Raw genomic sequence first — 20,243 nt, 5'->3', positions numbered from 1 at the left:
GGTGTCAAGCATGGGGAGCAATCAGGATGTCGGCGACAAAACCGTCGATGCTCTTGAGCGGCTGACCGTCGCCTACCGGGCCTTCGGCCAGCAGGTCGCCGGCGCCGAGCGGCTCAGCCCCCTCCAGGCGCAGCTCCTCGCCCTGCTCGCCGCCGGGCCGCCGCCGGAGGCTCGCGTCGACGCGCTGCACCGCGAACTCCAGGTGTCGCAACCGACCGTCAGCGATGCGATCACCGCCCTGATCTCCAAGGGCTTGGTGACTCGACACCCCGATTCGACCGACCGTCGCAGGCATCGGCTGTCCCTCACCCCCGCGGGACGGGAGACGGCGGACGGCATCGCCGCCCGGCGCGGGGAACTGGTCTCCGTCGTCGACGCGCTACCCGTGGAGGTGCGCGAGACCGTACTGAATTCTTTGCTGATCCTTATTGAGCGGTTCCACCGTGCGGGCATCATCGCCGTGGCCCGGACATGCCTGACGTGCCGATTCCATGAACTGCACGGCGGCGACCACCATTGCGCGCTGCTCAACATGCACCTGGACGCCGGAGATCTACGCGTCAACTGCCCCGAGCACCAGCCCACGAGTGCCTAGGTTCGTAGGCGTGCCAGGTCGGAGACCGGTCCGAGGTGGCCGAGCTTGTCGGGGTTGTTCACCGATCGGATCGTCTGGATCCGGGCCCGGCGCGTCGGCGGGGACGACGACCGGCTCCGGTAGCCAGTCACCGACGTACGTTTCCCGCCGCACACGCGCCGAACTCAGATGGTTGATGCCGAGTCGCGTCACCGCCGTCGTCAGGTACGCCTTCGGGTCGATGATCGTGGTGCCGGCCCGGCGTGCCCGGGTCAGGCCGAGGAACGCGTCCTGGACGATGTCCTCGGCGTCCCCCACGGAGCCGGTCATCCCGTAGGCGATGGAGAACATCAGCGGCCGGTACGTCTCATCCGGCGACCCAGGCACGGAATCCCTCCCGCCAGCTCGCGTACCTGGGCTCCCAGCCGAGGATCTTCTTGGCCTTCGCGTTCGAGTAGCCGCGCGAGGTGGTCATCTGGGCGACCATGAACTCCCCGGCGAGGGGCCGCGCGAGCCATGTGGGCACCCGCAGGGGCGGTTTGGCGCCCGCGAGTTCGGCCAGGTACGGCAGCCATTCCCGGACGGGAGCCGGATCGTCGTCCACGATGTTGTACAGGCCGGGCGGGGCGCTCTCGATCGCGGCGACGGTCGCGGACGCGGCGTCGGTGATCTCGATGAACGATCCGACGCCCGTTCCGCCGCCGACGAGCGGCACCTGCCGTTTGCGCACGGCCTCCAGCAGGACGTCCGAGGCGCCCGGCCCGTAGAACCCGCCGTAGCGCAGCACGATGCCCTCCGACACCCGCGCCGGGACGGTCTCCTCCACATGCTTCATCGCCGCCCGGCCGCGCAGGGCTCCCGGGATCGGCCGCCAGTCGTCGGTGTCCTCCTCGGTCTTCGGCGGGCCGGGATACCGGTCGGGTCCGAGGCCCGCGTAACTCTGCGCGACGACCCGGCGGGTGCCCGCCCGTTCCGCCGCGTCGAGCAGGTTGTCGGTGCCGCGGGTGCGCAGCTCGTTCGTGGCGGCGAAGAACTTGTCCGGGTTGCGGACGTGCCGCATGCTGCCCGTCAGCGCCGTCATCTGATGGACGATCACGTCGGGCGCGGCGTCCAGGACCGCCGCGATCACGGCCTCGCGGTCGAGACCGTCCAGGACGACCGGTTCCGCGCCCGCCTTCCGCAGCCCCTCGACCTTGCCGGGCGAACGTGTGGTGGCCGTGACGTCGTGCCCCGCCGTGACCAGGCCGGGGACGAGATGCCGCCCCAACGCTCCGGTCGCCCCCGTGACGAAGACTCGCATGATCTTTCCCTTCCGCGTGGTGCTCTGCCTTATAGACAGGGCCCTACCCGGAGATGTGACATCCAGGGAAAAATGCTCGTCTGTCGGGTGGCCGCGTCGTGTATCGCAACCACCGCGGGGTGCGCTCAACTCACGAGTCGTCGTCTCGTGGTCGCTTCGCCTGCTCCGGGGCGTCGTCCGTAGTCTCGGCGGTTCCGAAGTCCTCGGCGGTCATCAGGTCGGCGTCCCGGCCCCACCGCGCCCAGTCGGCGAGGGCCTCGTTGACTCGGATTCCGGCCTCCAGGGCGATGCGCATGGCGCGTGCCTGCCCGCCGGTCCCCCACTCGCCGCGGTCCTTGGCCTCGGCGTAGCCGCGCAGCCTCCGGGCCATCTCGGCGTAGAAGCGCTCCTCCTCGGCGAGGTGCGCCCTGACCTCGTCCGGCTCCATCAGCCAGAAGAAGTAGGAGCGGAACAGCGTCTCCATGCGGAAGGTGTGGTCCACCTCCACCTGGGTCAGCCAGCGGCGGACCTCGGCGCGTCCCGCGTCGGTGATCCGGTACGCCTTGCGACCGCGCGGGCCGTGGCTGTCCACCTCGATGAGGGCGGCGGTCTCCAGACGCGACAGCTCGGTGTAGATCTGCGGGTGCCGAGCGGGCCAGACCAGGCCCAGCGCCTCCGTGAAGCGGCGCGCCAGGTCGTACCCGCTCGCCGGCCCTTCGGCGAGCAGCCCGAGCAGCCCGTGGCGCAGCGACATCCGCACGCTCCTCACGACGACCTCTGTTCCGGGCTCGGGACCATCCTGACACTTGACAGCAACAGGTCGATCGTTACATGTTCCTACCAACATGTCTCTCCATACAGCTGTGAGGGTGATCGCATGACGAAAGCGAGCGGATCGCGGGCCGTGCTGCTGACGGGCGCGAACGGCGGACTCGGCGTGGCCACGGCACGGGTGCTGGCCCAGAAGGGCTTCCGCGTCTTCGCGGGGGTCCGCGGGCGCGCCGGCCAACTCTCGGACCTTCCCGACGTGCGGATCGTCCCCCTGGACGTCACCGAACCGGACAGCGTCGACGAGGCGGTCCGCCAAGTGCGCGCGGATACCGGTGGCGCCCTCCACGCGGTGGTCAACAACGCGGGGATCATCGTCCAGGGCCCGCTGGAACTGGTCCCGGACGAGGACTTAGCGCGGCAGTTCGAGGTCAACGTGTTCGGCCCGGCCACCGTCACCCGGGCGTTTCTGCCGATGCTGAGGGCCGCCCAGGGGCGGGTCGTGAACATCACCGCCGCCACCGCGCGGGTCGCCGGTCCGTTCTTCGGGCCCGTCTCGGCCAGCAAGGCGGCACTGGCGTCGATGTCGGACGCCCTGCGCCTGGAACTCGGGCACTGGGGCATCCGCGTCATCGTGGTCGAGCCGGGCCTGATGGACACCCGGATCTTCGCCAAGGCCGGGGCCGCCGCCGCGAAGACGGTGGCCGCGCTGCCCCCGGAGCAGGTCGCGATGTACCGGCGGCAACTCGACGCCGTCAACGCATCGGTGGGGTCGTCGAAGCCCGCGCCGCCCTCGCTCGTCGCCGGTACGGTCGAGCGGGCGCTGACCTCGTCCAGGCCGCGGCCCCGTTACACCGTCGGCCCCGACACCCGGCTGCTCGGGCTGCTGGCGCGGTTGCCGCTGCGAACCCGCGACCGGCTGCTGGCCAGGGTCATGGGGCTGCACAGGATTGCTCCGGTGCGGGGCTGAAGGCGCGGGGTCAGGGGGAGTAGAGCCAGGGGTCGCGCAGGTCGTGGAAGGTCGCCTCCGCGTCGTAGTGCGTCATCTCCTCGTCGCGCCACTCCTTGAGGTCGGGTGGCATCGGTCTGCGCTCGCCCTCGCGCGCGTCCTCCTCGGTGGTGAAGAAGACCTCGATGGTGCAGGCGCCGTCCGGGAAGACGATGAACAGGCCGCCGATGGTGTCCGGTCTCGCCACGGCCATGGCCCGGGTCTCCTCGTCCGTCCAGAACGGGCGAAGGGCCTCCCGGTCGCGGACGCGGGTCTGGATCAGCTGGACGAACTCCGCCGTGTCCGAGCCACCCACCCCGAACTTCTCGACGTCGGTGGTCTCGTCGACGGTGGGTTCACCGTGGAGCAGTTCCGGGAGGGTCGCCCACCATTCGCGGTGGGCCCGCCGCCTGTCGTTGCGGTGGGCGGCCCGGGGGGACTTGAAGCGCGACACCCAGACGAACGCCGCGTCGTCGTCGGTCACTCCGGCGGTCGAGCCCAGCCAGCCTCGCGGGGCCAGGTCCCGATGCCAGCGGTCGAGCGCGTCCCGAAGCCCTGTCGGGTCACGTGCTCTTCCCTGGACGATCCGGACGTGCATCCTGCTCTGGAATGGCATCCCCGCCCCCGCGCACTCCCCTGCCCTCGGCCCTACAGCCTTACCCTGGGTGGCCGTGTCCTCACCTGGCGGCCCATCCGGCGGTTCGGGGCCGTCGATCATAGGCGGGATCAAGGACGAAAGCACGTGATAGCACCCCGTTCGCAAGGGGGAGGTGCTAAATCGGGGCATTTCACTAGGATGCTCACGTGCACGAAGAGCGAGGTGTCCCGGACGACGGCGTGTTGACCGCGCCGCTCCGGCTGGCGATCGACGGCCCGGGAAGCGGGTCGACAGACGAGCCGGCGGGCGGAACTGCCGTCGTGCCGGCCAACGGACCGGTCGGTGGCGGTGAGCGCGCGCTGCCGGTCGAAGCTGCGCAGGTCAGGGCGTTCGCGAGGGACGTCGAGCGGCTGGCCGGGCTGGTGGGCCAGCTCGCCGCCGCCGCGTCCACGCTCGGTGAGCGGCTGGACGGCGAGGTGCGCGACACGCTCGACCAGGCGGAGACCGCGCTGGCCGAGGCGCGCGGCGCCCGACAGCAGGCCGCCGAGGCGGACGATCGGGCCCGGCAGGCCGAGGCGCGGGCGGAGACGGCCGCGCGTGAGGTCGCCGCCGCGCAGGAGGAGCTGGAGAAGGTCACCGCCGCCGCGGCCGCCAGCGTCAGCGCCGCGCAGGAGAGCGAGGCGAACGCGTGGAAGGAGGCCGGTGCCGCGCAGCAGGCCCGCGCCACCGCCGCCAACGAGGTCGCGAACGCCGAGGGTCTCCGCAAGCGCGCCGAGACGGCGTGGAGCACCGAACATCAGGCGCGCACCGAGGCCGAACGGGAACGTGACGATCTCGCGACCCGCCTCGCGGCCGAGCAGACCGCGCTCGCGACCGCGCAGGCCGAACTCGCGACCCTCCGGGCCGAGATGACCGAGGCGCGTACCCTCCTCAAGACCACGACCGAGGCCGAGCGGCAGTTGCGCGCCGAGCTGGCGGCGGCCAAGGGCGAGATCGCGGGCCTCACCGTCGAACGCGACTCCGTCGTCGCACGCGCGGCCGAACTTGCCACGCGCGCCGACCGCGCGGAGGAACGGGCCGACGCCGCGGAGGTCCGCGCCGAGCGGGCCGAGCTGCGCGCGGAGGCCTCCGAGATCCGCATCGACCGCGACGCCTCGACCGTCCGCGGCCTCCAGGACACGCTCCGCGCGGCGCTGGACCTTCCGTCCGTGGAGGACCTGCCCGAGGGGTACGGGGTGCGGGTCGGTGACTCCGGCGCGGTCACCGCGCTGTCCGGTGCCCTGATCGGCGTGGACCAGATCCCGGCCGTCATGGACGGTGAACAGGCCGCGAGGTTCGCCCGCGCGCTCCTGGCCGTCCGCGTGCACCAGGCCACACACCGGTCCGTCGAGGACGAACCGGACCCGGCGGACGAGGACGAGGCGCCCCCACTCGACGACGACTGAGCCCGGTCAGCGCGGCGGGGCCTGGATCTTGCCGATGCCGAGCGTGTTCTCGGCCGGCATCAGGCCCGTCTCCAGGACCTTGACCAGGATGGGCATCGTGAGTTCCGCGAGCCGGTCGGCCTTGTCGGGGCCGAGCGTCCGCCACGGCTCGTAGGCGAGGTCGTCGGTCGTCCGCTCGACGGAGTCGCGCAGCTCGCGGCCCCGGTCGGTGGCGGTGCCGTCCGCGTGCACGAGCCCGCGGGACGCGAGACGGTCACGGGCGGCGGCCCATTCGGCGTCCGTCCAGCCTCGGCTCGCGAACGTCCGCTCCGACGCGGCGCCGACGGCCGCGAACGAGACCAGCGCCTCCACCGGGTCGAGCCCGGCGGTGAGGAGCGCGGCCACATGCCCGTCGCCGCGCTGCTCGCGCAGGATGCCGATGGCGTGCCAGAGGACGAGATGCGGCTCGTCCGGCCAGGGCAGGTCGGCGTTGGCGGCGGCAAGGGGACGGCCCGCGACGCTCGCGCCCTCCGCGGCGGCACGGGCGAGATCGGCGGCCTCATCGACGTCCAGATCGTCCAGCAACGCCCTGTACATCCGGTCGACGGCCCGGAGGCGCGCCTCCAGGACGCGGTCGGGCGGCGCGACCTTCCAGGCGGCGGGGACGTACTCGGCGACCTTGCGCGGGTTGAAGCTGTAGAAGGCGGCCGAGACGGCCTCGGTCCCGGCCGCGCCCAGCGGCGCGGCCCGCCACGCGAAGTAGCTCGGCCAACGCTCGTCCACCGCGTATCCGAGCGCCTCGGCCTCGGCGAACACGTCGGGCGAGTACCAGAACAGCGCGTGCAGGGGTTCGAGCTGGTGCCACATCCGTCGAGCCAGTCCAGCGTCCGTCATGAGCCCTCCCGTAATCTTGACAGTGACAAGACTACCTGATGGAGAGGGGGTGGTGGAACACGTTGTGGGGGTCGTAGCGGCGTTTGGTCTGTTGGAGGCGGGGGTGGCTGCGTCCGTAGTAGAGGGTGTGCCAGGGGGTGGACGAACCGTTCTGTCTCGGGTCGGCCAGGTCTGTGTCGGGGTAGTTGATGAAGGTGCCCTCGTCGGCGGGTCCGGCGGGGACACCGCCGGTGTCGGCGTAGACGTCCCGGTAGAAGTCGCGGATCCAGTTCAGGTGGCGGGCGTCCTCGGCGGGGTCGTCCCAGCCGACCAGGAAGCCGACCATGAATTTCGAATCGCGGTGCGACACGGCGGTGGCGTCGGGGGCGACGGTGTTGACGCGGCCGCCGTAGGTGTTGATGAACATGTGCCCGTACGGGTGGCGGTAGTCGGACCTGCTCAGATGGTGGTGGGCGACGCCGAGTTGACGGTCGGTGAAGCGGTGGCGGCGCAGACCTGACTTGATCTTGATGCGGTGGAAGGGACCGGGGCCGCCGCCCCAGCCCTTGGTGGCGGCGGTGAGCCAGGGGAGGGTCGACGACCGGCGCCACGGTCGGACGTCGACGCCGTGGCCGAGGGCGTTCACCAGGTCGTCCAGCAGGCGTCGCGCGCCGGTGTCGGTGGCGACCTGCCCGGACAGGGTGATGGTCTCGGACGGCCTGCTGGTGAGGGTGAACTCGCCGTAGAGGGCGGCGGCGGGTGAGCCGGGCGCCGAGTTGTCCTCCGTCCACTGCCCGTAGTTGCGGAGCAGCCGGACGAACGAGTCGCGGCTGAGGTCGTCCCACGGCCAGTCGAGCGAGAAGTCCAGCACCGTGGAGGGCGGTCTGGGCAGGGATCGGGTGGGGGAACGGAACCAGTAGCGGGTGACGATGCCGAAGTTGCCGCCGCCTCCGCCGGTGTGCGCCCACCACAGGTCCCGATGGGGGTCGGACGGCTCGCGGGTGGCCACGACGCTCTTCGCCCTGCCCGAACGTCCGACCAGGACGACCTCCACGGCGTACAGGTGGTCGACGGTCAGGCCGTGCAGCCGGCACAGCGCGCCGTAGCCGCCACCGGCGACATGCCCGCCCGCCCCCACGTCGGCGCAGGTACCGCCGGGAATCGTGACGCCCCACCCCAGGTACAGGCGCCGGTAGATCTCGCCCAGCGTGGCGCCCGCCTCGACCATGAAGGCGCCGCGGCGCTCGTCGTACTCGACGGCCGTCATGGTGGACATGTCCACGAGCATCCGGACGGCGGGGTCGTCGACGAAGCTCTCGAAGCAGTGGCCGCCGCTGCGGACGGCGATGCGTCGCCTCGTCCGTACCGCGTCGTCGACCGCCCGTACGACGTCGCGGGTGGACGTGACCACGCGGATCTGGTCGGGCCTGCCCTCGAAGCGCCGGTTGTAGCCCCGGAGCACCAGGGAACGGTAGCGGGGATCGTCGGGGCCCACGGTGATGGGCGGGTCCTTGCGGGGGGACGAAGCTGAACCGCCCATGGGGACGGCTGCGGCGGTGAGGGCGGCGCCGCGCAGAACGGTCCGTCGGGAGTGGTCGGCCACGAGCAGGCTCCTACGGTCGGGGTCGTTGGTGCCGCCAGGCTCGTGCGCGGGGATCGGTCGGGGCATCGGCCGATCCGGTGCTTCGGGTCGATGGAAAGCCGCGATCTTGGGGGGTCGGCGTACAACTTTCTGCCGACGCCGAAGGGGTCGTGGCCCGGTTAGGTTGACCTTCATGGGTCTGTGGGGGCACCGGCGCGCGGTGTTCGACGCGGTCCTGGCGCTCGCCGTCGCCGCGACCACGGCGGCCGGGGACGGGGGCGTGGGCCGGTCGCTGGGCAGCCACGACATCGCCTTTCTCGACCGGGAGCCGCCGCTGTGGTTCGCGGTTCCGCTCGGGGCGCTCGTCGGCGTCGCGGTGTGGCGGCGGCGCCGGTGGCCGGAGTGCCTCGTCGCCCTGGCCCTGGCGGCGTGGGTGACGATGGGCGCGTTCGTCGTCCTGCTCGTGGCGCAGTACACGTTGGCGGAGCGCACGACGTCCTGGCGCAGGGTGTCGGTCGGCACGCTCGCCGGCGCCGTGCTCGTCGGCGCCCCGGTGTGGCGGGAGGGCGGGCCCGACGCCGCGCTGCCGTTCGGCCTGGGGATCTGCGCCGGGCCCGCCCTGCTGGGCCTGTACGTCGGGACGCGCCGTGAACTGGTCGCCAGGATGCGGGAGCGGGCCGAACGGGCCGAACGCGAGCAACATCAGCGTGTCCTTCAGGCGCGCAGCGACGAGCGCGCCCAGATCGCCCGCGACATGCACGATGTCGTCACGCACCGGGTGGCGTTGATGGTGCTGCACGCCACCGCGCTGGAGGCGGCGGGCGGACGGGACGCCGTCACGATCGCCGGGCGGATCGGCGGGATCGGACGGGAGGCGCTCACCGAGCTGCGGTCGCTGGTACAGGTGCTGCGCGCCGAGGACGGCGCGCCGCTGGCGCCGCTACCGGGTCTCGCCGACCTGCGGGACCTGATCGCCCAGTCACGCGACGCGGGCACGCCGGTCACGCTGGACCTGGACGACGGGTCGGGCGATCCGCCTCCCGCGATGGTCGGGCACGCCGTGTACCGGGTCGTCCAGGAGGCGCTGGCCAACGTGCACAAGCACGCGGGCGGCGCGCCCGCCCATGTGCGGGTGCGGCGGACCCCCACGGAGCTGCGGCTGTCGGTGGTCAACGGGCGCGGTGGCGGTTCCGTCCTGCCCGGCGGTGGTCACGGCCTGCTGGGCGTCGCCGAGCGGATCCGGCTCGTCGGCGGGCGGCTCACCGCGGGTCCGACATCCGAGGGCGGTTTCGAGATCAGCGCCGAGGTGCCCCTGGAGCATGGCCGATGAGCGCGCCGATCCGGGTCATGATCGTGGACGACGAGTGGATGGTGCGCGCGACACTGCGCACCATCATGGAGACCGCCCCGGACGTCAGGGTGGTCGGCGAGGCCGCGGACGGCGACGAGGCGGTGCGCCGGGCGTTGACGGACCGTCCGGACGTCGTCCTGATGGACATCCGGATGCCGCGCGCCGACGGCCTGACCGCCACCGAACGCCTCGCCCGGCTCGCCCACCCGCCGAACGTCGTGGTGCTCACGACGTTCGACCTGGACGAGTACGTGCACGCCGCGCTCCGGCACGGCGCGGTCGGTTTTCTGCTCAAGGACGCCTCCGCGCAGGAGATCGTCCTCGCCATTCGGAGCGCGGCCCGGGGCGATGCCATGCTCTCCCCCAAGGTCACCCGGCGGCTGCTCCAGGAGTTCGTGGACGCCGAACCGGCACGGGCTCGGGCTCGGGAGCGCCTTTCGGTGTTGACCGGAAAGGAACGCGAGGTGCTCGTCGCGGTGGGCGGCGGGCTGTCCAACGCCGACATCGCGGCGACCCACCATATGAGCGAGGCGACGGTGAAGACCCATGTGAGCCGAATCCTCAACAAACTTTCCCTCACCAACCGCGTCCAGGCCGCCATTCTCGCCCACGAGGCGGGGCTGCTCGGCAAATGAGCCTCAGGGCCGGGGAATGTTGCGGAGGTTGCTGCGGGCGAGATCGAGCATCTTGCCGACGCCGCCGGTGAGGACGGTCTTTCCGGCGGCCAGCGCGAAACCCTTCACCTGCTGCGGGGTGATGTGCGGGGGAATGGAGAGGGCGTTCGGGTCGGTGACGACGTCCATGAGGTAGGGGCCGGGGGCGGCGAGGGCCCGTTCCATGACCGTGCGGACATCGGACGGACGTTCGACACGGGCGGAGTCGATACCGATGGCCTCGGCGATCGCCGCGTAGTCGACGGGTTCGTGGTCGGTCTCGTAGGACGGGAAACCGTCCACCAGCATTTCCAGGCGGACCATGCCCAGTGACGCGTTGTTGAACACGATGATCTTCGCGGGGATCCGGTGCAGTTTCACCGTGAGGAGTTCGCCGAGCAACATGCCGAGGCCGCCGTCGCCGGAGACGGAGATGACCTGCCGTCCGGGGGCGCCGTACTGCGCGCCGATGGCGTGCGGAAGCGCGTTCGCCATCGAACCGTGGACGAACGAGCCCATGACACGGCGGCGACCGTTGGGCGTGATGTAGCGGGCCACCCAGACGTTGCACATGCCGGTGTCGACGGTGAATATCGCGTCGTCGGCGGCGAGGTCGTCCAGGACGCTCGCCACGAACTCCGGATGGATCGGAATGTGCTTCTCGATGTCGCGCGTGTAAGCGGAGACGACGCTCTCCAGGGCGCGTGCGTGGCGCTTGAGCATCTCGTCCAGGTACGACCGGTCGCGTTTCTGGTGCACCTTGTCGAGGACGAGCCGGAGCGTTTCCCCGATGTCGCCGTGGACGGCCAGATCGAGGACGGTTCGGCGGCCCGGTTTGGACGGGTCGTCGTCAATCTGGATGGTGTTCTTCCCCGGCAGGAACGGGTCGTAGGGAAAGTCGGTGCCGAGGAGAACAACCAGGTCCGCCTCCTGCATCGCCTCATAGCAGGCGCCGTAGCCGAGCAGCCCGCTCATGCCCACATCGAACGGGTTGTCGTACTGGATCCATTCCTTGCCGCGCAGCGCATGGCCGATGGGAGAAAGCAGCTTGTGAGCGAGCCCCATCACCTCGGAATGGGCGTCCTTGACACCGGCACCGCAGAACAGCATGACCCTCCGGGCCCGGTTCAACGCACCGGCGAGCCGTTCCACCTGGTCGGACGGAGGCCGGACGATCCCCTTCCGCACCAGGAAGTCATGCTCCCCGGTCGGATTGGCGGCGTCCTTGCTGGCGATGTCGCCCGGCAGGGTCAGCACGGAGACACCACCGAGGCCGACCGCGTGCTGGATCGCGATTCGGAGAATGCGCGGCATCTGCGCCGGAGTGCTGATCGACTCGCAGTAATGGCTACAGTCGACGAAGAGCCGTTCGGGGTGCGTCTCCTGGAAATAGCCGCTGCCGATCTGCGTGCTCGGAATCTGCGACGCCAGCGCCAGCACCGGAGCCCCCGACCGGTGCGCGTCGTACAGGCCCTGGACGAGGTGGGTGTTGCCGGGGCCGCAACTTCCCGCGCACACGGCGAGCCGACCGGTCGTCTCGGCCTCCGCGGCGGCGGCGAACGCCCCGGCCTCCTCGTTGCGGACGTGCACCCAGTCGATGCCGTCCGTCCGGCGGACGGCGTCCACGATCGGGTTGAGGCTGTCGCCGACCACCCCGTAGATCCGGCGAACCCCGGCCTGCCGCAGCACCGCGATGAACTGGTCGGCGACCGACGCCATCGTCCCTCCCCACACGCCCGCACACGCTTCCCCCACACCCATGCCCGACGATCTTCGGCTGACACCCGAGCCCCGGACGGGTTAAATGGTTTACACCTGAATCAAAATCGAGGAGGTTTTCGAGTGGCGGCCACGGAGAGCAACGTCGACGACCTCGACTTCTGGTCGTTCGTCGACCTCGCCGGGCGGCGACTCTCGGACGAGTACGGTTTCCGGCACCGGCTGGCCACCCGGCTGCTGCTGACCCTCAACCGGGCCTCGGCGATCGTCACCTATGACCTGGAGTCCACCGTCCACCGGCCACGCGGACACTCGTGGGCGGCGTTCCGGCTGCTGTTCGTCACCTGGCTCGCCGGGCCGCTGGAGCCCGGCCGGGCCGCGGCGCTCGCCGGAATGAGCAGGGCCGCCGTGTCGAACCTGACGAAGACGCTCGTCGCTGCCGGAATGATGGACCGCTCCCCGGGCGAACGGGACGGCCGCTCCGTGATCCTGTCCCTGACCGACGAGGGACAGCGCGCGATGCTGGACATCTTCAAAGGCCAGAACGAGCGGGAGCGCCAGTGGGCCGACGCGCTCACCGAAACCGAACAACAGATGCTGATCATGCTGCTGGACAAGCTGATCGCGGGCCGCACCCGATTCGACGCGCGCGAACGTACCTGATTCTTGCAGGCCCGGCCCACTTCGCTCGCCTGGCGGCTGTGTTCACTGCAGGCCCGGCCCACTGCGCTCGCCTGACGGCTGTGTTGACTGCAGGATCGGCCCACTCCACTCGCCTGGCGGCTCGCTACGTGACCGCCCCTGGGGCGAACGCGACATCGCTTCGCGATCCGCCCGGTTTCGCTCGCCTTCGGCGTCGCTGCACCGGGCGGGTAGCGCGTTCGCGTGCGGGCCGAGGCCACTCCGTGGAGCTGGCACCAGCCCGTGCCGCGAGGCGGGTTAGGCCCTTCCCTCTGCCGGAGAAGAGTCGTAGTGTCGGCACAAAGTAGTTAACGCGTTAATCATCGGAGGCGATGGACCATGGCCCACTACCGCCGGGTCGGCCACGTGCCGCCGAAACGGCACACCCAACATCGTCAGGACGATCACGGGGGCGGCGAGGGGCGGCTCTACTACGAGGAGCTGATGGGCGAGGAGGGGTTCTCGTCGGACTCGTCCCTCTTGTACCACCGGGAGATTCCGTCCGCGATCGTCGACTCGCAGCCGTGGGAGATCCCGGACGCGGCCACCACGCCGAACCATCCGCTGAAGCCGCGCCATCTCAAGCTGCACGAGCTGTTCCCGAAGGAGACGTGGGCCGAGACAGACGTCGTCACCGGCCGCCGGTTGATCCTCGGTAACAGCGACGTCCGGCTGTCCTACGTCGTCTCCGCCGCCGACTCGCCGCTGTACCGCAACGCCACCGGTGACGAGATCGTCTACATCGAGTCCGGCACCGCGACCGTCGAGACGGTCTTCGGGTCGTTGGAGGTGAAGGAGGGCGACTACGTCATCGTCCCGACGTCCACGACGCATCGTTGGCTGCCCACCGGCGACCAGCCGCTCCGCGCGTACGCCATCGAGGCCACGGGACACATCGCGCCGCCGAAACGCTACCTGTCGCGGTACGGACAGTTCCTGGAACACGCCCCCTACTGCGAACGCGACCTGCACGGCCCCGGCGACCCGATCCAGGCGGACGGCACCGACGTCGAGGTCCTCGTCAAGCACCGCGGATCGCGCGGCCTCACCGGCACCCGAATGACCTACGCCCGGCACCCGTTCGACGTCGTCGGCTGGGACGGCTGCCTGTACCCGTTCACGTTCAGCGTCCACGACTTCGAGCCGATCACCGGCCGCGTGCACCAGCCGCCGCCCGCCCACCAGGTGTTCGAGGGCCACAACTTCGTGGTGTGCAACTTCGTGCCCCGCAAGGTCGACTACCACCCGCTGTCGATCCCGGTGCCCTACTACCACTCCAACGTCGACTCCGACGAGGTCATGTTCTACTGCGGCGGCGACTACGAGGCCCGCAAGGGCTCCGGCATCGGGCAGGGGTCGGTGTCCGTCCATCCGGGAGGGTTCGCGCACGGCCCGCAGCCCGGCGCGTACGAGCGCAGCATCGGCGTCGAGTTCTTCGACGAACTGGCCGTCATGGTGGACACCTTCCATCCGCTCGAACTCGGTGAGGGCGGCCTGGCCTGCGAGGACGACGCGTACGCCTGGACCTGGGCGAGGCAGCGGTGACCGGCTTCCCGACCTTCGCCCTCGGCCTCTGCGACGACGCGGCCGTGTTCCCGCCCGGCCTCGCACCGCTCGCCGCCGCCGTTCCGGCGCACCGCGCCCACCGCTCCTCCTCGTACGCCGAGCTGGTCGGCCCGCTCGTCCTGCCCGCCTCGGCGCTGGACGACCTCGAACCGCTCCTGCGCGACTCCGACCCCCTCGATCTGTCGATCACCGCGCCGGGCGGCCCGTGCGAGGCGGCGAAGGCGGTCGCGAAGGCCGCCCATCTGGCCGTCGACGTGCGCGGGCTGGAGGTCGCCGTCCCGCCGGGGATGGGGGCCGACGAGTTCTTCCGGGTTCTCGGCAGCGTCGACGTGCCCGTTTACGTCGAGGTTCCCAGGGACGAACGGCGTGCGTCGATCATCGAGGCGGTCGCCGAGTTGGGGCATCGCGCGAAGTTCCGCACCGGCGGCGTGAAACCCCAGCTGTATCCCAGTCCGGAGGAGCTGGCCGCCGCGATCAAGGCGGTGGTGGACGCGGGCGTCCCGTTCAAGGCGACGGCGGGGCTGCACCATCCGGTCCGCAACACCGACCCGGAGACCGGTTTCCACCAGCACGGGTTCCTGAACCTGCTGCTCGCGACCGACGCCGCCGCGGACGGCCGCCCGGTGGACGAACTGGCCGCCGTTCTCGCCGACCGTGACGCGGCGGCCGTGGCGTCCCGGGTCGCCGGGCTCGGGGAGCGGCGGACGGTCGCCGCCCGTGCCCGCTTCCTGTCGTTCGGGACGTGCAGCATCACCGACCCGCTGCACGAACTCACCGACCTCGGTCTGCTCACTCCCATCCTCCAGGAGTCCGCCTGATGACCCGCATCGCGATACCCGAAGACTCGCTCTTCGGGCTCGCCAACCTGCCCTACGGCGTGTTCTCCACGCCGGGGACCCGGCCCCGCGTGGGCGTCCGCGTCGCCGACTCGGTCGTCGACCTGACCGTCCTCGACGAGGTGTTCGCGGCGCCTTCCCTGAACCCGTTCATGGCGCAGGGTCACGCGCGCTGGGTGGAGGTCCGCGAACGGATCCGCGACCTGGTCTCGGGCGACGTGGACGACGCGGCCGTCCACCCGGTCGACGCGGTCACGTTGCACATGCCGTTCGAGGTGGCCGACTACGTCGACTTCTACGCGTCCGAACACCACGCGTCCAACCTCGGGCGCCTCTTCCGACCCGGGTCCGAGCCGCTGCAACCGAACTGGAAACACCTTCCCGTCGGCTACCACGGGCGCGCCGGGACGGTCGTGCCGTCCGGGACGGACATCGTCCGGCCGAGCGGCCAGCGCAAGGCCCCGTCCGACGCGGCACCGACGTACGGGGCGAGCCGCCGCCTGGACATCGAGGCCGAGGTCGGTTTCGTCGTCGGCGCCGGGTCACCGCTCGGCACGCCGGTCGGGATGGACGACTTCGGCGAACGGGTCTTCGGGGTCGTCCTCGTCAACGACTGGTCGGCGCGGGACATCCAGGCGTGGGAGTACGTGCCGCTCGGCCCGTTCCTCGGGAAGAGCTTCGCGACGTCCATCTCCCCGTGGGTCGTGCCGCTCCTCGCCCTGGAGTCGGCCCGGGTCGCGACCCCTCCCCAGGACCCGGAACCGCTTCCGTACCTGCGCGAGAAGAACCCGTGGGGGCTCGACCTCGAACTGAGCATCTCCTGGAACGGGCAGGTCGTGTCCCGTCCGCCCTACCGGGAGATGTACTGGTCGCCGGCGCAGATGCTCGCGCACCTGACGGTGAACGGGGCGTCGTCCCGCACCGGTGACCTGTTCGCGTCCGGGACGGTCTCCGGCCCCGACCGGGACCAGCGCGGCGCGTTCATCGAGCTGACCTGGGGCGGCGCGGAGCCCGTCGAGGTGAACGGCGAGCCCCGCACCTTTCTGGAGGACGGCGACGAGGTGGTCATCTCCGCGACCGCACCGGGCCCGCCCGGCACCCGCATCGGCTTCGGGGAGGTGGCGGGTCGCGTTCTGCCCGCCCGCTGACCTTTCGTGGACGGTCAGAGGGAGCCGGCGGGGGCCCGGACGGTCACGTTGATCGTGTTCCAGGCGTTCATCGCGGCGATCGCCATCAGCAGACCGGCGAGCGTCTTCTCGTCGTAGTGGTCGGCGGCGGCGTCCCAGACCTCGTCCGGGACCCCGTCCGGCTCGGTCGCGATCCGGGTGGCGGCCTCGGCGAGCGCGAGCGCCGCCCGCTCCTCGTCGGTGTAGTACGGCGCCTCACGCCACGCCGCGACGGACCAGATCCGCTCGTCGGTCTCCCCCGCCTTCTTGGCGTCCCGCGAGTGCATGTCCACGCAGAGCCCGCAGCCGTTGATCTGGCTGACCCGCAACCTGACCAGCTCCAGGGTGCGGTGCGGGACGCCGCTGCCGTAGACGTACGACTCCAGCGCCAGCATGGCCTTGTACCCCTCGGCGGCGGCCTTCCTGACGTTCATTCGCGCAGACATTGATGGTTCCTCTCCATCTCGGACACTTAATATCCAGAATTACGGTGTACGCCGCTCGCCGGTGGACGGCGAACGGTCAGGTCCGCAGGTTCGCGAACCGGTTGCGGGTGTCGCCGGGCACGGTCGGATGCCGGTTCTCCACCGTCCTCTGCAGGTCGGCGATGGTCTGACCCGCCAGTTCCCTGCGCCACGCCATCTCCGCGCGCCGCATGGACTGCGAGATGGCGCACGCCTTCCGGTAGTCGACTCCCTCGTGGTCTCCGGGAACCCGGCGAAGGATCTCCTCACATCGGAACGCCGGCTCGGCACCCTCGATCGCGGTCACCACGTCCAGCACGGTGATGTCCTCGGGGGGTCGTGCGAGCCGGAACCCGCCTTTGGGCCCGGACGTGGACGTGAGGATCCCCGCCCGCGCCAGCGCCTGGAGCTGCTTGTTCAGGTAGGCCGTCGGAAGCTGGAAGTAGCCCGCGAGCTTCGCCGCGGTCATCGCCTCACCGGGTCCCACCCAGGCGAGGTTGAGGCAACTGTGGAGCGCCCACTCGACGCCCTCACTCATCCGCATATTCTGGATATTAAACGTCCAGGATCACCGGGTCAACCCGGACAAGTCCTACAATTTCATTCCGTGACACATGTCAGCCCCTCCTTCCGCCCGGCCACCGAGGCCGACATCCCCGCCCTCGTCGCACTCATCGAGTCCGCCTACCGCGGCGACGCGAGCCGCGCCGGCTGGACGACCGAAGCCGACCTCCTCGGCGGCCAGCGCATCGACTCCGGCATGGTCGGGGCCGTGGTGCACGGCGACAACGGCCTGATGCTCCTCGCCGAGACCGACGGCGCCCTCGAGGCCTGCTGCCAGGTGGAGAAACGCGATGACCACGCCTACTTCGGGACGTTCGCGGTCCGTCCCGGCCGCCAGGGCGGCGGCCTCGGCAAGGCGCTCCTCGCCGAGGCCGAACGGATCGCCCGCGACGAGTGGGGCGCGCCCGAGATGCACATGACGGTGATCAGCCTCCGCGAGGACCTGATCGCCTGGTACGTCCGGCGCGGCTACGTCCGCACGGGCGAACTGCGCCCGTTCCCCTACGGCGACGAGCGGTACGGCATCCCCAAACGCGACGACCTCACCTTCGAACTCCTGACGAAGAAACTCCACCACGCCTGACCCGGCCGAGGCCGCCAGGGGCTCGATGCCGTCGTCCGGAAGCCCGCGCGCAACGCGCGGAGCGTCAGATGGCCCTCCTGTTCTCAACGTCTCCCCTATCCGCGACGTGAGACTCCTCCGCGCCCCCGCCTAGACGACGAACCCCTGTACCAACTGCCCTGTACCAGCTGCCCAGCCGGGGCCGACACGGGTGGGGAGCGCCGTCCGCGAACCGTTCCTCTGGCTCGCCTGCTGCTTCCTTGTTCCTCCATTTGAGGCTTTTCCGGTGCACCACGCGTGTCTGCGGGGGCTTTTGATGGAAACCTTCACTTGCTATTTCAATGAAATGGTTGAAGGAGGCGATAGTGGGAGGTGAGGGGCGTGAAGTTCGTCCTGGAGGTCGACATGAACCGAGGTGTCGTGGGTGAGGACACCGTCCGCGAGTTGGAGCGCATCCTGCGGTACTGGGGTGGGAACCTCCGCCATTACGGGTTGAAGCCCGGTGACACTTCGGTCATCTACGACTCCGGTTACAGCGAGGTCGGACGGTGGCGCATCACCGACCCGGCCGAGACGCCGCCGGAATGAGGCGGAACGCGACGAAGGCGGGGAGAAGCTCCAGCTTCGCGTGGTCGTCCGGGTAGCGTTCGGCCATCTCCGGCACGGGACGCGGCTCCAGCAGCTCATCGATGAGGAAACCGGCGGCGCGGAACTCGGCGCAGATGGAGGTCAGCGGACGTCGCCAGGCCCGGATCGGCCAGTCCCGGTCCGGGCTCAGCGACTCCTCCACGGGCTCCTCGGTGAAGTACGAGCCGCCCAGCCGGGTCCAGCTCATGGTCGGGTGCTCGGTCGACAGGACGAGCGCGCCGGACGGGCGCAGGATGCGGCGGAACTCCTCGAGCAGGGTCACCCGGTCGTCGAAGTAGTGCAGCGCCAACGCGAACACGACCAGGTCGGCCGAACCGTCCGGGACCCAGGTCAACGGCTCGGTGAGGTCGTGGACGCGCAGGTCGGCGCGGCCGTCGCAGCGGGCGCGGGCGAGGTCCACGAAGGTGGGGCTCACATCGCAGCCGGTGACGCGGGCGCCGCGGTCAAGCAGTTCGCGGGCGTACAGGCCGGGGCCGCAGGCGGCGTCGAACACGGCGAGGTCGGAGACGTCACCGGCGAGGCCGAGTACGGCCGGACGATCGTAGAGGGCGTTGTGGGAGTTGTCCTCGGCATGGGCGGCGTATTCGTGGGCGAAGCGCTCGTACATGCACTGATCGTTTCAAACCTGTCAAGTCGAGGTGTCAGAAGACCTTCGACACCAGTCAGGCTCACGGCTCCGCCAGGGTCGCGCCGCCTCCCTCCGCCGGTGCCCGCTGGACCTCGCGCTGGGCGGCGCGCGACTCCTCCGCGACACGGTCGAGTTCGGCGACCCGCTCCTCGTCCCGGGTGAGGTTGTCACCGGTGGCCGGGTCGAAGAGGTGCAGCCTGGACGTGTCGATCCACAGCTCCGCCTCCCGGCCCGGCGTGATCATGCTGGCGGCGTCCAGCGAGACGACGGCCTGGGTGCGGAGCTGGTCGCTGTCCAGCTCCCGGGACAGGTCGCGGAGCTGCGCGGCGAGGTCGGCGGGCGCCTCGTACGGGACGTACGCGTACTGCTCGTTGCCGAGCCACTCGGTCACGTCCACGCGCGCCCGGATGATGCTGCCCTGCGGCTTCTTCTCCTCCCCGACGAGTGACGCGTCCTCAAAGTGCTCCGGACGGATGCCGACGAGCACCACCTCACGGTCGCCCACGGCGGCGAGCTTGCGTTCGTCGTGCACCTCGAACCGTCCGAGTGGGGTTTCGAGGAAGGAACCGTCCACGGACGCGGGAAGGAAGTTCATCGACGGCGACCCGATGAACCCGGCCACGAACAGGTTGACGGGCTCTTCGTACAGAGCACGCGGGCTTCCGACTTGCTGCAGGACGCCCTTGCGCAGCACCGCGACCCGGTCGCCGAGCGTCATCGCCTCGGTCTGGTCGTGCGTGACGTACACGGTCGTGACACCGAGGCGTCGTTGGAGGCGTGAGATCTCGGTGCGCATCTGGCCGCGGAGCTTCGCGTCCAGGTTCGACAGCGGCTCGTCGAACAGGAACGCGTCCGCCTCCCGGACGATCGCGCGTCCCATCGCGACGCGCTGCCGCTGACCACCGGACAGGTGCGAGGGCTTGCGGTCCAGATGCTCGGTCAGCTCCAGCAGCTCCGCAGTCTCCTTGACGCGCCGGTTCACCTCTTCGTTCGGCGTCTTGGCGAGCCGTAGCGGGAACGCGATGTTCTCGAACACGGTGAGATGCGGGTACAGCGCGTAGTTCTGGAACACCATCGACAGGTTCCGCTCCCGCGGCGCGACCTTGTTGACGACCTTCCCGCCGATGAGCATCTCCCCGGACGTGATGTCCTCCAGCCCGACGATCATCCGGAGCAGCGTGGACTTCCCGCAGCCGGACGGCCCGACCAGGATCATGAACTCGCCGTCCCGGACGTCCAGGGACACCTCCTTCACGGCCGGGAAACCGTCGCCGTACCGCTTGACGATGTTCTTCATGGTGATGGCGGCCATGATTTCC

At 70.4% G+C, this 20,243-nt stretch carries 22 protein-coding genes; 11 read left to right on the top strand and 11 right to left on the bottom strand.

Annotated elements, in window-relative coordinates:
* Positions 1-10: 10 nt before the first annotated feature.
* Entirely contained in the window at positions 11-595 is a 585-nt protein-coding gene (locus BZB76_RS06230; RefSeq protein WP_121433269.1) for a MarR family winged helix-turn-helix transcriptional regulator, read from the top strand.
* On the opposite strand, the gene BZB76_RS36315 is transcribed toward BZB76_RS06230, so the two are convergent.
* From BZB76_RS36315 to BZB76_RS06215, 3 genes are all read right to left on the bottom strand, one after another.
* A complete protein-coding gene (locus BZB76_RS36315) occupies positions 554-961 on the bottom strand; it encodes a sigma factor (protein WP_281273848.1) in 408 nt (135 codons plus the stop codon). The two genes, BZB76_RS06230 and BZB76_RS36315, sit on opposite strands and share 42 nt — an antisense overlap.
* Entirely contained in the window at positions 942-1,874 is a 933-nt protein-coding gene (locus BZB76_RS06220; RefSeq protein WP_121433268.1) for an NAD-dependent epimerase/dehydratase family protein, read from the bottom strand. The genes BZB76_RS36315 and BZB76_RS06220 overlap by 20 nt, the downstream gene beginning before the upstream one ends.
* Before the next feature lie 130 nt (positions 1,875-2,004).
* Entirely contained in the window at positions 2,005-2,607 is a 603-nt protein-coding gene (locus tag BZB76_RS06215; protein ID WP_121433267.1) for a PadR family transcriptional regulator, read from the bottom strand.
* Between the two features lie 123 nt (positions 2,608-2,730).
* Here BZB76_RS06215 and BZB76_RS06210 point away from each other — a divergent pair, with 123 nt between their 5' ends.
* Complete coding sequence (locus tag BZB76_RS06210) at positions 2,731-3,591, top strand: SDR family NAD(P)-dependent oxidoreductase (protein WP_121433266.1); 861 nt, start codon at positions 2,731-2,733, stop codon at positions 3,589-3,591.
* 10 nt (positions 3,592-3,601) lie between these two features.
* Here BZB76_RS06210 and BZB76_RS06205 read toward each other — a convergent pair whose 3' ends face one another.
* Positions 3,602-4,225 carry a hypothetical protein gene (locus BZB76_RS06205; protein ID WP_147449342.1) on the bottom strand — a complete coding sequence of 208 codons (624 nt, stop codon included), beginning with the start codon at positions 4,223-4,225 and terminating at the stop codon, positions 3,602-3,604.
* Positions 4,226-4,413: 188 nt separating this feature from the next.
* Here BZB76_RS06205 and BZB76_RS06200 point away from each other — a divergent pair, with 188 nt between their 5' ends.
* The gene (locus BZB76_RS06200; protein ID WP_121433264.1) at positions 4,414-5,652 is read left to right on the top strand and encodes a coiled-coil domain-containing protein; all 1,239 of its coding nucleotides are present in this window, start codon (positions 4,414-4,416) and stop codon (positions 5,650-5,652) included.
* Between the two features lie 6 nt (positions 5,653-5,658).
* Here the strand turns inward: BZB76_RS06200 and BZB76_RS06195 are convergent, their stop codons facing one another.
* Positions 5,659-6,525 carry an SCO6745 family protein gene (locus BZB76_RS06195; protein WP_121433263.1) on the bottom strand — a complete coding sequence of 289 codons (867 nt, stop codon included), beginning with the start codon at positions 6,523-6,525 and terminating at the stop codon, positions 5,659-5,661.
* 31 nt (positions 6,526-6,556) lie between these two features.
* On the bottom strand, positions 6,557-8,173 hold the full coding sequence (locus BZB76_RS06190; protein ID WP_211342845.1) for an FAD-binding oxidoreductase: 1,617 nt from the start codon (positions 8,171-8,173) through the stop codon (positions 6,557-6,559).
* Positions 8,174-8,279: 106 nt separating this feature from the next.
* Between BZB76_RS06190 and BZB76_RS06185 the strand changes: the two genes are divergently transcribed.
* Positions 8,280-9,416, top strand: a complete 1,137-nt coding sequence (locus tag BZB76_RS06185; protein ID WP_121433262.1) for a sensor histidine kinase — start codon at positions 8,280-8,282, stop codon at positions 9,414-9,416.
* On the top strand, positions 9,413-10,072 hold the full coding sequence (locus tag BZB76_RS06180) for a response regulator transcription factor (protein WP_121433261.1): 660 nt from the start codon (positions 9,413-9,415) through the stop codon (positions 10,070-10,072). The genes BZB76_RS06185 and BZB76_RS06180 overlap by 4 nt, the downstream gene beginning before the upstream one ends.
* Before the next feature lie 3 nt (positions 10,073-10,075).
* On the opposite strand, the gene BZB76_RS06175 is transcribed toward BZB76_RS06180, so the two are convergent.
* Positions 10,076-11,809: a pyruvate dehydrogenase gene (locus tag BZB76_RS06175; protein WP_121433260.1), complete on the bottom strand. Its 1,734-nt coding sequence runs from the start codon at positions 11,807-11,809 to the stop codon at positions 10,076-10,078.
* Positions 11,810-11,932: 123 nt separating this feature from the next.
* On the opposite strand from BZB76_RS06175, the gene BZB76_RS06170 reads away from it, so the two are divergent.
* The 4 genes from BZB76_RS06170 (at position 11,933) to fahA (ending at position 16,040) form a co-directional block, all read left to right on the top strand.
* A complete protein-coding gene (locus tag BZB76_RS06170) occupies positions 11,933-12,472 on the top strand; it encodes a MarR family winged helix-turn-helix transcriptional regulator (RefSeq protein WP_121433259.1) in 540 nt (179 codons plus the stop codon).
* A gap of 357 nt (positions 12,473-12,829) precedes the next feature.
* A complete protein-coding gene (locus BZB76_RS06165; protein WP_121433258.1) occupies positions 12,830-14,035 on the top strand; it encodes a homogentisate 1,2-dioxygenase in 1,206 nt (401 codons plus the stop codon).
* The gene (locus tag BZB76_RS06160) at positions 14,032-14,874 is read left to right on the top strand and encodes a hypothetical protein (RefSeq protein ID WP_121433257.1); all 843 of its coding nucleotides are present in this window, start codon (positions 14,032-14,034) and stop codon (positions 14,872-14,874) included. The genes BZB76_RS06165 and BZB76_RS06160 overlap by 4 nt, the downstream gene beginning before the upstream one ends.
* Positions 14,874-16,040: a fumarylacetoacetase gene (gene fahA, locus BZB76_RS06155; protein ID WP_121433256.1), complete on the top strand. Its 1,167-nt coding sequence runs from the start codon at positions 14,874-14,876 to the stop codon at positions 16,038-16,040. The genes BZB76_RS06160 and fahA overlap by 1 nt, the downstream gene beginning before the upstream one ends.
* A gap of 14 nt (positions 16,041-16,054) precedes the next feature.
* Here the strand turns inward: fahA and BZB76_RS06150 are convergent, their stop codons facing one another.
* On the bottom strand, positions 16,055-16,504 hold the full coding sequence (locus BZB76_RS06150) for a carboxymuconolactone decarboxylase family protein (RefSeq protein ID WP_121433255.1): 450 nt from the start codon (positions 16,502-16,504) through the stop codon (positions 16,055-16,057).
* Between the two features lie 76 nt (positions 16,505-16,580).
* Positions 16,581-17,060: an RrF2 family transcriptional regulator gene (locus BZB76_RS06145; RefSeq protein ID WP_246006771.1), complete on the bottom strand. Its 480-nt coding sequence runs from the start codon at positions 17,058-17,060 to the stop codon at positions 16,581-16,583.
* A gap of 69 nt (positions 17,061-17,129) precedes the next feature.
* Here BZB76_RS06145 and BZB76_RS06140 point away from each other — a divergent pair, with 69 nt between their 5' ends.
* The gene (locus BZB76_RS06140; RefSeq protein WP_121433253.1) at positions 17,130-17,669 is read left to right on the top strand and encodes a GNAT family N-acetyltransferase; all 540 of its coding nucleotides are present in this window, start codon (positions 17,130-17,132) and stop codon (positions 17,667-17,669) included.
* A 360-nt stretch (positions 17,670-18,029) separates the two neighbouring features.
* Positions 18,030-18,236, top strand: a complete 207-nt coding sequence (locus BZB76_RS06135; RefSeq protein WP_121433252.1) for a hypothetical protein — start codon at positions 18,030-18,032, stop codon at positions 18,234-18,236.
* Here BZB76_RS06135 and BZB76_RS06130 read toward each other — a convergent pair.
* Together BZB76_RS06130 and BZB76_RS06125 are read right to left on the bottom strand one after the other, a co-directional pair.
* A complete protein-coding gene (locus BZB76_RS06130) occupies positions 18,205-18,903 on the bottom strand; it encodes a class I SAM-dependent methyltransferase (protein ID WP_121433251.1) in 699 nt (232 codons plus the stop codon). The genes BZB76_RS06135 and BZB76_RS06130 overlap by 32 nt on opposite strands.
* 61 nt (positions 18,904-18,964) lie before the next feature.
* On the bottom strand, positions 18,965-20,236 hold the full coding sequence (locus BZB76_RS06125) for an ABC transporter ATP-binding protein (RefSeq protein WP_121433250.1): 1,272 nt from the start codon (positions 20,234-20,236) through the stop codon (positions 18,965-18,967).
* Positions 20,237-20,243 lie beyond the last annotated feature (7 nt).

The sequence above is a fragment of the Actinomadura pelletieri DSM 43383 genome (assembly GCF_003634705.1).
GTDB lineage: Bacteria > Actinomycetota > Actinomycetes > Streptosporangiales > Streptosporangiaceae > Spirillospora > Spirillospora pelletieri.
This window is presented reverse-complemented; position numbering and strand designations above follow the sequence as displayed.